This is a genomic window from Phaeacidiphilus oryzae TH49, assembly GCF_000744815.1.
Lineage (GTDB): Bacteria > Actinomycetota > Actinomycetes > Streptomycetales > Streptomycetaceae > Phaeacidiphilus > Phaeacidiphilus oryzae.
On the sequence record NZ_JQMQ01000005.1, the window covers coordinates 1180560 to 1192875 of the forward strand.

At 72.9% G+C, this 12316-nt stretch carries 12 protein-coding genes; 6 read left to right on the top strand and 6 right to left on the bottom strand.

Annotation, left to right across the window (positions count from 1 at the left end; all coding sequences use genetic code 11):
* Nucleotides 1-318: 318 nt before the first annotated feature.
* From BS73_RS09615 to BS73_RS40305, 5 genes are all read right to left on the bottom strand, one after another.
* Entirely contained in the window at nucleotides 319-1407 is a 1089-nt protein-coding gene (locus tag BS73_RS09615) for a threonine aldolase family protein (protein ID WP_037578903.1), read from the bottom strand.
* Nucleotides 1404-2192 carry an SDR family NAD(P)-dependent oxidoreductase gene (locus BS73_RS09620; protein WP_037571088.1) on the bottom strand — a complete coding sequence of 263 codons (789 nt, stop codon included), beginning with the start codon at nucleotides 2190-2192 and terminating at the stop codon, nucleotides 1404-1406. Before BS73_RS09620 ends, BS73_RS09615 begins: the two co-directional genes overlap by 4 nt.
* The gene (locus tag BS73_RS09625) at nucleotides 2189-3598 is read right to left on the bottom strand and encodes a DUF6421 family protein (protein ID WP_037571091.1); all 1410 of its coding nucleotides are present in this window, start codon (nucleotides 3596-3598) and stop codon (nucleotides 2189-2191) included. The genes BS73_RS09620 and BS73_RS09625 overlap by 4 nt, the downstream gene beginning before the upstream one ends.
* 147 nt (nucleotides 3599-3745) lie before the next feature.
* The gene (locus BS73_RS09630; protein ID WP_037571093.1) at nucleotides 3746-4480 is read right to left on the bottom strand and encodes a polysaccharide deacetylase family protein; all 735 of its coding nucleotides are present in this window, start codon (nucleotides 4478-4480) and stop codon (nucleotides 3746-3748) included.
* Complete coding sequence (locus BS73_RS40305; protein WP_051939752.1) at nucleotides 4477-5760, bottom strand: glycosyltransferase; 1284 nt, start codon at nucleotides 5758-5760, stop codon at nucleotides 4477-4479. The genes BS73_RS09630 and BS73_RS40305 overlap by 4 nt, the downstream gene beginning before the upstream one ends.
* Before the next feature lie 408 nt (nucleotides 5761-6168).
* Here BS73_RS40305 and BS73_RS09640 point away from each other — a divergent pair, with 408 nt between their 5' ends.
* The 5 genes from BS73_RS09640 to BS73_RS09660 all read left to right on the top strand — a co-directional run bounded on the left by BS73_RS09640 (nucleotide 6169) and on the right by BS73_RS09660 (nucleotide 10624).
* The gene (locus BS73_RS09640) at nucleotides 6169-6564 is read left to right on the top strand and encodes a VOC family protein (RefSeq protein WP_037571094.1); all 396 of its coding nucleotides are present in this window, start codon (nucleotides 6169-6171) and stop codon (nucleotides 6562-6564) included.
* Nucleotides 6565-6726: 162 nt separating this feature from the next.
* A complete protein-coding gene (locus BS73_RS09645; RefSeq protein WP_051939753.1) occupies nucleotides 6727-7455 on the top strand; it encodes a DUF5134 domain-containing protein in 729 nt (242 codons plus the stop codon).
* Between the two features lie 56 nt (nucleotides 7456-7511).
* On the top strand, nucleotides 7512-8504 hold the full coding sequence (locus BS73_RS09650; protein ID WP_037571095.1) for a M56 family metallopeptidase: 993 nt from the start codon (nucleotides 7512-7514) through the stop codon (nucleotides 8502-8504).
* A 296-nt stretch (nucleotides 8505-8800) separates the two neighbouring features.
* On the top strand, nucleotides 8801-9787 hold the full coding sequence (locus tag BS73_RS09655; protein WP_084703937.1) for a DMT family transporter: 987 nt from the start codon (nucleotides 8801-8803) through the stop codon (nucleotides 9785-9787).
* Nucleotides 9788-9952: 165 nt separating this feature from the next.
* Nucleotides 9953-10624, top strand: coding sequence for a TetR/AcrR family transcriptional regulator (locus BS73_RS09660; RefSeq protein WP_235215361.1), 672 nt, complete (start codon nucleotides 9953-9955; stop codon nucleotides 10622-10624).
* A 37-nt stretch (nucleotides 10625-10661) separates the two neighbouring features.
* Here BS73_RS09660 and BS73_RS09665 read toward each other — a convergent pair whose 3' ends face one another.
* A complete protein-coding gene (locus BS73_RS09665) occupies nucleotides 10662-11528 on the bottom strand; it encodes a helix-turn-helix domain-containing protein (protein ID WP_037571096.1) in 867 nt (288 codons plus the stop codon).
* Between the two features lie 299 nt (nucleotides 11529-11827).
* Here BS73_RS09665 and BS73_RS09670 point away from each other — a divergent pair, with 299 nt between their 5' ends.
* Nucleotides 11828-12295, top strand: coding sequence for an ATP-binding protein (locus BS73_RS09670; RefSeq protein ID WP_051939755.1), 468 nt, complete (start codon nucleotides 11828-11830; stop codon nucleotides 12293-12295).
* The last annotated feature ends 21 nt before the right edge of the window (nucleotides 12296-12316 follow it).

The following is a 12316-nucleotide window of genomic DNA, read 5'->3' on the forward strand; positions in this document are numbered from 1 at the left end:
GGCCGGTATCCCTCCGGCGCCTCCGGGCGCTTCGTTCGTTTTTCCCGTTTCCGGTTGATCCGAGCCTATCAGATCGTCCGCCGGGCTTCCCCGGGGTCTGTCGGGTCTTTCCGGGGGCCTTTCGGCCCTCGTTCCGACCCGTGAAACTCTAGCGGATTTCGACTTGCGAGTGAAATCCGAGTCGGAGTTTCTGGAATTCGCCTCCCGAGCCGTGTACGCGCACAGGCGTACCGGGTCTCCGGGGTGGGCGAGTCCCCGACAATACGCGGTCGCCGGCCCGGGAGGCAAATCGCCTTGACAGGCGGGTGCCGGTGCCGGCTAGCGGCGGGACATCTCCTCGGCGATGGCCGAGGCGAAGGCGTCGATGTCCGCCTCGGTGGTGTCGAAGGCGGCCATCCAGCGCACCTCGCCGGTCCGCTCGTCCCAGAAGTAGAAGCGGAAACGCTTCTGCAAGCGCTCGGTCACGTCCTTGGGCAGCACCGCGAAGACCGCGTTGGCCTGCACGGGACGGACGATCTCGACGCCGTCGATCTCGCGGACGGCCGTCTCCAGGCGCTTGGCCATGGCGTTGGCATGGGTGGCGCTGCGCAGCCAGAGGTCTCCGCCGAGGAGGGCCTCGAACTGCACGGAGATGAAGCGCATCTTCGACGCCAGCTGCATGGAGAGCTTGCGCAGGTAGCCGAGCGACTGCGCGGAGACCGCGTCCGGGTCGAGCACCACCACTGCTTCGCCGAGCAGCAGTCCGTTCTTCGTTCCGCCGAAGGAGAGGATGTCCACCCCGGCGTCCGTCGTGTACTCGCGCATCGGGACGCCCAGCGTGGCCGCCGCGTTGGCCAGGCGGGAGCCGTCCACGTGCACCAGCATTCCGCGCTCGTGGGCGTGGTCGCAGATGGCGCGGATCTCCTCGGCGGTGTAGCAGGTGCCGAGTTCGGTGGACTGCGCGAGGGAGACGGCGAGCGGCTGCGAGCGGTGCTCGTCGCCCCAGCCCCAGGCCTGGCGGTCGATCAGCTCGGGGGTGAGCTTGCCGTCCGGGGTGGGGACGGTGAGCAGCTTGAGGCCGGCCGTCTTCTCCGGGGCTCCGCCCTCGTCCACGTTGATGTGGGCGGACTCGGCGCAGACCACCGCGCCCCAGCGCGGCAGCAGCGCCTGGAGGGAGACCACGTTGGCGCCGGTGCCGTTGAAGACCGGGAAGGCCAGGGCGCGCTCGCCGAAGTGGCGGCGGAAGACGTCCTGGAGGTGCGCCGTGTAGTCGTCGCCGCCGTAGGCCACCTGGTGGCCGCCGTTGGCGAGCGCTATCGCGGCCAGTACCTCCGGGTGGACGCCGGCGTAGTTGTCACTGGCGAAACCGCGGACCTCCGGGTCGTGGCGCTGGACCGCGTCGGTCGGGGTGTGGAACGGGTCGTTCATCGCGGCGTGAGCCACAGGTGCTGTCCATTCAGTTCGGCGGCGGGACGGTTCCAGAGGCCGGCGAAGGCTTCCGCCAGTTCGTCGACCGGGGTGAAACCGGCGAACTTCGCGTTCGGCTTGGCCGCTCGCATCTCCGGTGTGAGCAGGGCCTTGACCACCAGGATCGCAGCCGCCGCGGTCGGCTCGGGCTCCGGGTCGCCGCTCTCGGGGCCGGCGGCCGCCCGCGCCGCCTTGGCGAAGGAGTCGGCGAGCGCCCCGGTCCAGGCCTCGGCTGCGGCCTTGGCGGCGGCGTACGCGGCGTTCCCGGCGGTGGGCTTGGCCGCACCGGCGGCGCTGACGATGGCGTAGCGGCCTGCGGGGCTGCGCAGCAGCGGGTCGTGGAAGGCCAGCGAGGTGTGCTGGACGGTGCGGACCAGCAGGTCCTGGAGGAAGTCCCAGTCGGAGAGGTGGGTGTCGTCGAAGGACTTGCCACCGCGCCAGCCGCCCACCAGGTGGATCAGCCCGTCCACGTGGCCGTGCTCGGCCTCGATGTGGTCCGCCCAGTCGCGGGCGGCCTGCGGGTCGAGGAGGTCGACGGCCTGGCCGGAGACTCGGGCGCCGGGGACGGCGGCCCGGGTGGCCTCCAGGACGGCGTCGAGCCGCTCGGCGTCGTTGTCCGCGGCGGAGACGACGGCCCCGGCGGCGGCGAGTCGGCGGAGGGCGGCGCGGCCGGAGGCGCCGCTGGCCCCGGCCACGGCGACGACCTTCCCGGTGAGGTCGACGGTCGACTGGGTGGCGGTGGTCATGCGGCTACTCCCTCGGGGGCGGATCCGGTGATGCCCTTGGTGCCGGCGATGACGTCGCGCAGCTTCTTGGACAGGGCCTCGTAGAACATGCTGAGCGGGAACTCGTCGGGCAGCACGGCGTCGCAGAGCGCCTTGTTGAGCGAGCGGGCGTCCGGCTGGCCCTCGAAGGGGAGGGCCTGCGGGCCCTGCGCCCAGGTGGAGGCCGGGTGCGGGGTGAGGTAGGTGGAGACCAGCTGGTAGGCGGCCAGCCAGTGGGCGGTCTTGGGCCGGTCGATGCCGTCCCGGTAGAGGTCGGCGATCTCCGTCCAGAGCTGCTTGGTGGTCTCGACCGCGCGCTGCCAGTCGATGGTGAGCCGGTTGTCGGTCCACCGCAGGGCGTCGTGCTTGTGGAGGTAGGCGAAGAGCAGCTGGCCGCCGAGGCCGTCGTAGTTGCGGACCCGGTTGCCGGTGACCGGGAAGCGGAAGAGCCGGTCGAAGAGGATCGCGTACTGGACGTTGCGGCCGTGCCGGGCGAGCTCGGCGTCGCCGTCCCGGCGTCCCTCGGCCTCCAGCTGAACGGCCTCGCGGAAGGCGGTGAGGTCGCAGCGGAGCTCTTCCAGGCCGTACATCCAGAAGGGGCTGCGCTGCTTGATCATGAAGGGGTCGAAGGGCAGGTCGCCGTGGCTGTGGGTGCGGTCGTGGATCAGGTCCCAGAGGACGAAGGTCTGCTGGGCGGTCTGCTGGTCCTCGACCAGGTCGCGGGCGTCCGCCGGGAGTTCGAGGCCGAGGATGTCCACGGCCGAGGAGGTGACGGCGCGGAAGCGGGCGGCCTCGCGGTCGCAGAAGATGGCACCCCAGGAGAAACGTTCCGGCACCTCGCGGACCGCGACCGTCTCCGGGAAGAGCACCGCCGAGTTGGTGTCGTATCCGGAGGTGAAGCCGGTGAAGGTGATCGGCACGAACATCGGGTTGTCGAACCGCTCGGCCTCCAGGCCGGCCAGCCAGTCCGGCCAGACCACGCTGAAGAGCACCGCCTCCAGGTTCCGGTCCGGGTTCCCGTTCTGGGTGTACATCGGGAAGACGACCAGATGCTCCCGGCCGTCGACGCGCTGCCCGGCCGGGTCGAAGGCCAGCAGGGAGTCCAGGAAGTCCGGCACGCCGTAGCCGTCGGCCCCCCATCGCTCCAGGTCGGCGACGCAGGCCTGGAGGTACGCCTCGTCGTGCGGCAGGAGCGGGGCGAGCTCGGTGACGGCATCAGTGATCTGACGGAGCAGCGCGTCCACAGCGGAGCGCGCGGGAGCGCCCTCGGCGGCGAAGTCGATGGATCCGTCCTTGGACTGGGCCGGACGCAGCGCCTCCACCGCCGCGGTGAGGCGATGCCAAGCAGGGTGTGCGGCTACGGTCGTCGCCGACGAGAGATTCTTCATCGATAGCCCGCCTTCGCAATAGGAACTGTGGTGTGACCACCATAAGTGCGAAAGGTTCTGTGGCTCAAGGTGGCCCAGAACGCAGAAAGAGCGGTGCGGGGCTCCGTAGGGAGCTCCGCACCGCTCTTCTTGCCGCTCGGGGGCCTGCTACGCGGGGCGCAGACCGTGCTCGGCGATCGGGCCGAGGCGCCAGCCGCGGTCCCTGCAGTGTTCGACCAGCCGGGGCAGGGCGCCCAGGGCGGACCGCCAGGCGGCCGGGGCCGAGGTGCAGTCGCAGTCGTGCAGCAGGATCGTGCCGCCGCCGCGCAGATTGCCGGTGACGGTGTCGAAGACGCTGTCCGGGGTGGCGGCCGCGCGCCAGTCCTGGCCCCAGCTGGTCCACAGCACCGGGCGCATGCCGAGGTCGCGGGCGGCGCACAGGGCGGACGCCGTGGCGATCCCGTACGGCGGGCGGTAGTGCCTGGGCAGCCGGCCGGTGGTGCCGGCGATCAGGTCGCGGGCCCTGGTCAGGTCGTCCCTGGTGGTCAGCGGGCCGCGGAGGAGCATCGGCCGGTGGAGCCAGCCGTGGACGCCGACCTCGTGGCCGCGGGCGACGATCTCCCGCGCCAGGCCCGGGTCCTTCTCCAGCATGAAGCCGAGGAGGAAGAAGGTGGCCTTGACGCCGGCCTTGTCCAGGGCGTCCAGGAAGCGCGGGGTGGAGAAGGCGTCCGGGCCGTCGTCGAAGGTCAGGGCGACGTGGTCGGAGTCGCCGACCCCGGCCAGCCGGGGCAGCAGCCGGGTGCGCAGCGGTTCGAGGGGCTGGATCGAGGTGAGCGCGGGGACGGCGTTGAGCGCCGCCAGACCGCCGGCCGCGGCGGCCGCGGCGCGGGCGAACGCCCTCACCGGGCCTGCTCCGCGACGGCGGCCAGGGCGGAGGTGCCCGCGACGGAGGAGGCTGTGGTGCTGCTCGGGCCGGGCATGGTGCTGGTGTTCCTCTCGTCCGCGACGACCGGCACGCGTCCCCGGGCGCCGACGCCGGCGGCCTCCAGTACGGCCGCGACCGGGTCCGCACCGGGGAGCGTGACGACGGAGCGTACCCCCGTCTGGTGAGGGGAACGGTATGACTCGTGGGTGAGGAACGCCTCTTCGAGGGCCTCGCCGAGGCCGTCCGGGCTGCGCACCCAGCGGGCCACGCCCGCCTCGTCCAGGGCGGCCGAGTTGGTGAGGCCGTGGCCCGGTATCGAACGGTAGGTGATCACCGGCAGCCCGGAATTCACCGCTTCGAGTACCGAGATCCCGCCCGCGTTCTGCACCAGGACGTCGGCGGCGTGCATCAGCGAGGGCATGTCCTCCACCCAGCCGTGGACGTGCCGGAGGCCGGAGGCGAGGAGGCGCTCGCGCAGCTCCTCGTTGCGGCCGCAGACCACCACGCAGGTGGTGCCGGTGCGGGTGGCCTCGATGTCGGCGACCGTGCGCTCGATCTCGCCGGCCCCCCAGGAGCCGCCGACCAGCAGGGCCAGGCGGGCGTCCTGGGGCAGGCCCCAGCGGACGCGGGCGGCGGCCCGCAGCGCGGGGGTGCCGGGGGTGAAGCGGCGGTCGACGACGGGGGCGACCACGGTGACCCCGGCCGCGCCGGCCTCCTGCGCCTGCGCGCCGGGCACCTGGTGCACCGCGAGGTTGCGGTCCACGCCCTCGGCGACCCAGACCCGGTGGACCGAGAAGTCCGTGAGGTAGGTGACCGCCGGGACGTCCAGGCTGCCCTGCGCCCGCATCCGGCCGAGGGCCTGCGCGGCCAGCGGGTAGGTGGCGACGGCGACCGTGGGGCGGCGCACCTGGCCGGCGGCGGCAGCGGCCCCGGAGAACCCCGCGGCCCTGGTTCCCCCGGACGCCTTGGAGGTGCCCGCGACCCGGCGGCGCATGGCGCGGCCGGCCAGCATGGTGACCAGGCGGGCCTGCAGCCGCACCGCGGGGCCGTTGTCGATCGCGCGGTAGAGCGCGGTCCACGACCACGGGGCGCTGGACAGCATCCGCTGGTAGGAGTTGAGCACCATGCGGCCCACCGGGCCGGGCAGGGTGTCCAGGAAGTCGCAGCGCTCGACCTCTACTCCGGCCTCGCCGAGGCGGGCGGCCAGCTCGGCGGCGACCGCGTCGTGTCCCGCGCCGACCCGGGCGGAGAAGATCACCGCGCGGGGGGACGGGGCGGGGCGGCCGGCTCCGGCCGGAGTCGCCCCCTGCGCGGCGGCCCGCAGGCGCCGGCCACGACGCGTGCCGCGGCGCTGTGCAGGGAGTGAGATCAGCTCGCCCAAGGTTCTTCCGCCGTTCTTCCGTTCGGTCACCGGTGGGAGATCACCGGCCGGTGGGGACCACCGGTCGTTACGGGGGCGGATCCAAGCTAACGAGGGGATTCGCCCAGGAAGAGCGACCGGGGAATGATTCACGGCAGCCGGTCGGGTAGTCCCGCTGACGCACGATCGAGCGCGTGTACTCCTCTGGGAGTACGGGAGACGGTGGGGTCATCCCCAGGGGGAACCCTGCGGCCATCCGGAAGGCGCTGTCTCGCGCCGCCGGGGGGCCCGCCCTAGCGTGGGGCGATGGTTCACGTACTGAGCAGTCGGATCCTGCTGCGCCCGACCGACCTGGAGCGCAGTCGTGCCTTCTACCGGGACGTCCTGGGGCTGGAGATCTACCGGGAGTTCGGGCCGTGGGAGGAGCGCGGCACGGTCTTCTTCCTGGGCGGGGGCTACCTGGAGGTGTCCGGGCGAACCGAACCGCCGGAGTCGCCCGCCGGGCCGGGGATGCGGCTGTGGCTCCAGGTCCCGGACATCGAGGAGGCCCGGCGGCAGATCACCGAGGCCGGCGCGGACATCCTCCGCGAGCCGCGCAGGGAGCCGTGGGGGCTGCTGGAGATGTGGCTCGCGGATCCGGACGGGGTGCGGATCTGCGTCGTGGAGGTCCCGGCGGACCATCCCATGCGGTACCGCCCCTAGCGACCGCCCCTAGCGCCGGGGACTCGGGCGGGGTCGTCGGCCGGGGTCGTCGGCCGGGGTCGTCGGCCGGGCTGCTTCCGTGCGCCCCCTTCTGCGCCCCTGCTGGAGGGGAACCTGCTCGTCGAGGGTTGATCGTGAGGTCCCGCGAGCACGGAGGAGCCGATGCACGAACCCGCGGCGGTGGGCTGGCTGCTGGTCGCGCTCTGCGGAGCGATCGGGACGTACTGCGTGGCACGGCTCTGCTCGCGGGCGCCGAGGGAGGCGGCGGAGCGGCACGCCGACGCGGCCGAGGGGCTGATGGCCGCCGGGATGGTGGTGATGGCGGTCCCGGGCGGGCTGGGGATGCGGGTACCGGTGGCGATCTGGGCGGGGGTGTTCGGGGCGGCGCTGCTGTGGGTCCTGGTGGCCGGGGCGGTAGCGGCGCTGGAGGCGTCTCCGGGGCGCGTGCGGCTGCCGCGCGCGGGCTGCGGGCGCCGCCCGCACCGGGCGCACCACCTCTACCACGTGGTGGGGATGGCGGCGATGGTCTACATGGCGGTGGCGGCGGCCCGGGCGCTGGACGGGACACACGGGACGGACGGCATGGCGGGCATGGCCGGGATGGCCGGGATGCCGGCCCAGGCCGCCGGGGTGCCCGCGGTGACCGGGGCGCTGCTCCTCTTCTTCGGCGGGTACGCGGTGTGGCAGGGCTGCCGGCTGGTCTCCGCGGGCGCCGCCGTCCGGGATCCGGGGGGTCCGCCCGGGGCGCTGTTCGGCGGGGTCGCGGGCCGGAGGTGTGCCGGATGGCGATGGGGCTGTCGATGCTGTCCATGCTGCTGGCGCTCTGAGCGCGGCGTGGCGTCGATCACGCCTGCGGGGAAAGCGGTACCGCCTGCGGCGGGCGGCGCCTAGGTTGGGCGGTGCGCGCGGTGCTGCGCGCCCCTGGTACGGCTCCGTGGAGGTCCGCGATGAGCGTGCTGCCGTTTCTTCTGGTGGCGTGCGTCGTGCTGGCCTGGAGCGGTCCGGTGGTGCTCACCGGCGCCCGCTGGACGGACCGGGAGCCCGTGCTCGGCCTGCTGCTGTGGCAGGCGCTGGTCGGCGCGGTGCTGCTGAGCTGCGCCCTCTCCCTCGCGCTGAGCCTGGCCGCGGCCTGGCCTGCCGCCCACGCGATCCTCTTCACCGGGGCCCCGCGCAGCGTGGCCGCCGCGTACGGGATCGTCTGGGCGCGGCAGTGGGTGGCGGCCGGGGCCGTGCTCCTCGCGTTCGGCGGCGTCCGCACCCTTCTCGCGCTGAACTCCGAGTTCCGCGGGCAGCGGGCTTGGCGGCGGCGCCGGGCAAGCGAGTTGACGGAGCGTGCGCCGAGGCTGCCACGGGCTCTGGAGACGGACGGCGCTCCCGGAGGCGGGCGCCGCGGCCGCGGGCCGCGTGAGCGAGAGCGGCTGGTGGTGCTGGAGAACTCCGCCGCGGAGGCCTGGTCGCTGCCCGGTCCCGCCGCGCACCTGGTGGTCACCACGGGGGCGCTGCGGCGGCTCTCCGACCGCGAGTTGGCCGCCGTCCTCGCCCATGAGCGCGGCCACGTGCGGGCGCGCCACCACTGGCTGCTGCAGAGCGCGCAGGCGCTGGCCTCGGCCTTTCCCGGGGCGCGGATCTTCACCGACTTCCTTGACGAGACCGGCCGGCTGGTGGAGCTGGCCGCCGATGACGCGGCGTCACGTCGGCACGGGCGGCTGGCGACCGCGCTGGCGCTGGTGGAGCTGAACGAGGCGCGCGGGGTCTTCGGCGGCTGCTACCCGCGTCATCTCTCCGAGCTGCCGCACCGGGTGGACCGGCTGCTGGCCGGGGAGCGGCGGCTGTCGCTGGCCCGGCGGCTGCGGCTGACGGCCGCCGCGGTGGCGGCCCCGGCCGTGCCGATCGTCCTGGCGCTGGCGCCGGGGCTGCGTGCGCTGCTGTTCCGCGGCTAGCCATCGCCGGGCCCCCGGAAGGGCTGAACCACGGAGTGCCGGGCAGGCGTCATCACCAGGGGGGACCTTTCGGGGGGATGAGAATCGGGTGAGGGTGATGGGGCCTCAGAACGTCGCGGTGTACGGGTGTTGGGCCTCGTCAGGCCGTGGGGCGGGGGTGGCGTGGGGTCCTCCGGCTGACGCAAGCAGGAGTCCGATCGCGAACTCCCGCGCTACTCTTCTGAGGAACTGTCCGTGGCCGAGTACCCGGTGCCGTCGGCTGGCCGGGGCGTGGTACGTAGTCGGGTGATTCGAGCGTGACGGTCTTCTTGCTGGGAGTGGGCGCGGCCCTCTTCCTGGGCCTGGGTTTCGTGCTCCAGCAGCACGCGGCGCAGCGCGCTCCGCGGGCCGACATCCTGTCCTTCCGGCTGCTCCTCGACCTGATGCGGGTGCCGGAATGGCTGCTCGGCATCCTCTTCATGGTGATCGGCCAGGTGCTCAGCGCGATGGCGCTGGCGCAGGGCCGGATCTCGCTGGTGGAACCGCTGTTGGCGACGAACCTGCTGTTCGCCATGGGCTCCGCCCGGCTGCTCACCAGACAGACCCTGGGCCGGGCCGGCTGGGGCGGCGTGCTCCTGCTGGCCGGCGGCGTGACCACGTTCATCATGGCCGGCCAGCCGCAGGGCGGCGGCGTGGAGGCGGACGCGCTGCGGCACTGGCTGGTCTTCGGGGTGGTGGCCGGCCTCGGCCTGCTGCTGGTCTCGATCGCCAAGCGGCTGCCGGTCTTCGAGGAGGCCACGCTGCTCGCCCTGGCCGCCGGGCTGCTCTACGGCCTGCAGGACGCGCTGACCCGGCTGACCAGCATCCGCTTCGACCACGGCGGCCTGGCCCTGACCGTCACCAGCTGGCAGCCGTACGCCGTGGTGGGGATCGGCGTGGTCGGGCTGGTCCTGGTGCAGAGCGCCTTCGAGTCCGCGCCGCTGAAGATGTCGCTGCCCGCGCTGACCGCGGCCCAGCCGCTGGCCGGGATCGCCTGCGGGGTCGGCTTCCTGGGCGACCGGCTGCGGGTCACCCCGGGGGCGATGGCCTGGGAGGCGATCGGGCTGCTCTGCATCGTCCTCGGCGTGGTGGTGATCGGGCGCCATCCCGCCCTGCCGGACGCCTGCGTGCTGGAGGCGGCGAAGACCGTCGAGGGGGCGCCCTCGGCCGGCCGGGCCGTCGCCGGCGGCATCCGCCGCCCCAGCGGGGCGGTGGCCTCGCGGGCCGCGCGCCGGGAGCCGGCGCGGGCGGCCGGACGCCGCTGACCGCTCACTCCCCCGCCTTCGCTCGGGGAAACCGAAGAAGGCGGCGCTGATCCCCCGTGTCAGCGCCGCCGTACTCCGGCCGAGTGGCTTGCACAGTATATTGGCTGGCAGCCAATCAGCGTACGGAGAACGATGTCACCAAGGCGCGCAGCAGTCAACGAGGCGATGCGAACACGTTCTCGCCAGAGCATCATGCAGGCGACCGTGGAGCTGGTCGGAGAGCGGGGATACGGCGAGACCACCCTCGGCGACATCGCCAAGCGCGCCGGCGTGGCCCGCGGGCTGGTCTCGTACTACTTCCCCAGCAAGCGGTATCTGCTGCAGAACGCCGTCCACCGGCTGATGCATCTGACCCTCGGGGCCGCGCTGGACGATCTCCCCGCGGACGCCGGGCCGGAGGAGCGGATGTCCCGCACCATCGACGCGATCCTCGGGATCGCGGTGGTGCGGCCGCTGCTGATGCGCACCCACCTGGCGTTCATCCTCGCCCCGGACGCGGACGGCTTCGTCGAGGACCCGGAGCAGCAGCAGCTCGGCCGGCTGCTGCAGGGGGTGCTGGCGGGGCGGACCGGCTCGCGCGATCCGGTGGCGGAGCACGCCGTGCTGCGCAGCGCCCTGATGGGCGGCTGCATGGGGCTGCTGCTGCCGAACGCGGAGACCCCGCTGCTGCCGATCCGGGCGGATCTGTACGCGCGCTACGGGCTGGACCCGCTGGTCGGGCGGAAGCCCTATCTTCCGCCGGCGGAGCTGCCGTGGGCTGCGGCGGAGACGGTGGAGGTCGGGCCGGTGGAGGTCGGGCCGGTGGACGCGGCGGCGCCCGGCGGGCGGGTGGAGTAGAGCCCGGCCGGGCGGCGCCGCGGGGCGGCCGCCCGGCTCAGAAGTCCTTGCGGATGTCCGCGAGGAGGTCGGGCGTGGTGTCCGGGGGCTGGCTGTCCACCGAGAGGCGCTCCATCACCTGGATGTACTGGTCCACGTCGTCCCGCTTGTCCAGGTAGAGCGCGCTGGTCAGCTGCTCGATGTAGACGACGTCGGAGACGTCCTCGTCGGGGAAGCGGAGGATGGTGAACGCCCCGCTCTCGGCCGCGTGGCCGCCGAACCGGAAGGGCATCACCTGCACCACCACGTTGGGCAGCTCGGAGGCGTCGATCAGCTTCTGGATCTGCCCCTTCATCACCTTCGGGCCACCGACCGGGCGGCGCAGCGCGGCCTCGTCGATGATCGCCCAGAGCCGCGGGCCCGAGCCGTCCTCGAGGAGCTTCTGCCGGCGCATCCGGAGGTTGATCCGGCGGGCGACCTCCTCCTCGGCGAGCCCGGGGCGGTTGAGGTTCATGATGGCCCGCGCGTACTCCTCGGTCTGCAGCAGACCGGGGATGAACTGCACCTCGTAGGTGCGGACCAGGGACGCGGCCTCCTCCAGTCCGACGAAGGTCTGGAACCAGTTGGGCATGGCGTCGCTGAAGCTGTGCCACCAGCCCGACTTGTTCGCCTCGCGGACCAGCCCGAGGAGGGCCTCGCGCTCGTCGACATCGTCGATCCCGTAAAGACTGAGGAGGTCCGCCACGTCACGCTCCTTGAAGCTGACCCGTCCCAGTTCCATGCGGCTGATCTTCGACTCGGAAGCCCTGATCGCGTATCCCGCGTCCTCGCGGGTGATCCCCTTCGCCTCCCGGAGCCGGCGCAGCTGTGAGCCGAGGAGAATGCGGCGCACCATCGAGCCGCTCCCCGACTGAACCGTCGTCATCCGTCGAACCTCCACCCGAAGAAATCAGCGCACAGTCTGCCACTTTCCGGCTGCGAAGGGTGCCGGTCCGCGGATCTTCGCTGCTAGAGAGGACGGTACCGCGTGCACGTGCATCCGCGCGCGCAGATGCACTAACCCCACATGCACGTGAATCGGCTCTTGCATCTGATGTGTGCAGAGAGGACCATGGTGCACGTGCACATGCACGCCCACTGGAAGCCTGGTGGCAGCTCGGAGGTGTCCCCCGGATGAGCCCCGCGGGTCCAGCGGTGTCAGCGCCCTTATGGGAGGAGCTCTTCATGGGCGCGAGCCCGGCGGTGGCGGCCGACCCGGACGTGGTCAGCTGCACTCTCACCCCTCGCCACGACTCGGTCCGGCATGCGCGTGAGTTCACCCGGAGCACCTTGCGGCGCTGGGGACTTGACGCCCTGTTCGACGACGTCGCCCTGGTGGCCTCCGAACTGGTCACCAACGCCCTGCGCCATGGAGTCGGACTGCAGATGCCCGGCTCCGCCCCCCCGACCCCCGGAACCCTGCCGATAAGACTCAGCCTGGTCCGCCGCGAACCGCAGGTGGTCTGCGCGGTGAGCGACCCGAGCAGCGCGGGGCCGGTCGCCCGCAAGCCGGGATGCCTGGACTTCGAGTCGGAGTCCGGACGCGGCCTGCAGCTGGTGGCCTCGTTCAGCCAGTCCTGGGGATGGCACCCCGTGGCGGCCGGCAAGGTCGTCTGGGCCCTCTTCATGGACCCTTCGCACGCCGGCGGCTGAACCGCACCGGATCTCCCGCCC

Excerpts from the sequence above, each read along its gene's own strand:
- BS73_RS09615 (WP_037578903.1), bottom strand. The coding sequence starts at position 1,407 with ATGAACGACCCGTTCCACACCCCGACCGACGCGGTCCAGCGCCACGAC.
- BS73_RS09620 (WP_037571088.1), bottom strand. The coding sequence starts at position 2,192 with ATGACCACCGCCACCCAGTCGACCGTCGACCTCACCGGGAAGGTCGTC.
- BS73_RS09625 (WP_037571091.1), bottom strand. The coding sequence starts at position 3,598 with ATGAAGAATCTCTCGTCGGCGACGACCGTAGCCGCACACCCTGCTTGG.
- BS73_RS09640 (WP_037571094.1), top strand. The coding sequence starts at position 6,169 with ATGGTTCACGTACTGAGCAGTCGGATCCTGCTGCGCCCGACCGACCTG.
- BS73_RS09645 (WP_051939753.1), top strand. The coding sequence starts at position 6,727 with ATGCACGAACCCGCGGCGGTGGGCTGGCTGCTGGTCGCGCTCTGCGGA.
- BS73_RS09650 (WP_037571095.1), top strand. The coding sequence starts at position 7,512 with ATGAGCGTGCTGCCGTTTCTTCTGGTGGCGTGCGTCGTGCTGGCCTGG.
- BS73_RS09660 (WP_235215361.1), top strand. The coding sequence starts at position 9,953 with ATGCGAACACGTTCTCGCCAGAGCATCATGCAGGCGACCGTGGAGCTG.
- BS73_RS09665 (WP_037571096.1), bottom strand. The coding sequence starts at position 11,528 with ATGACGACGGTTCAGTCGGGGAGCGGCTCGATGGTGCGCCGCATTCTC.
- BS73_RS09670 (WP_051939755.1), top strand. The coding sequence starts at position 11,828 with ATGGGCGCGAGCCCGGCGGTGGCGGCCGACCCGGACGTGGTCAGCTGC.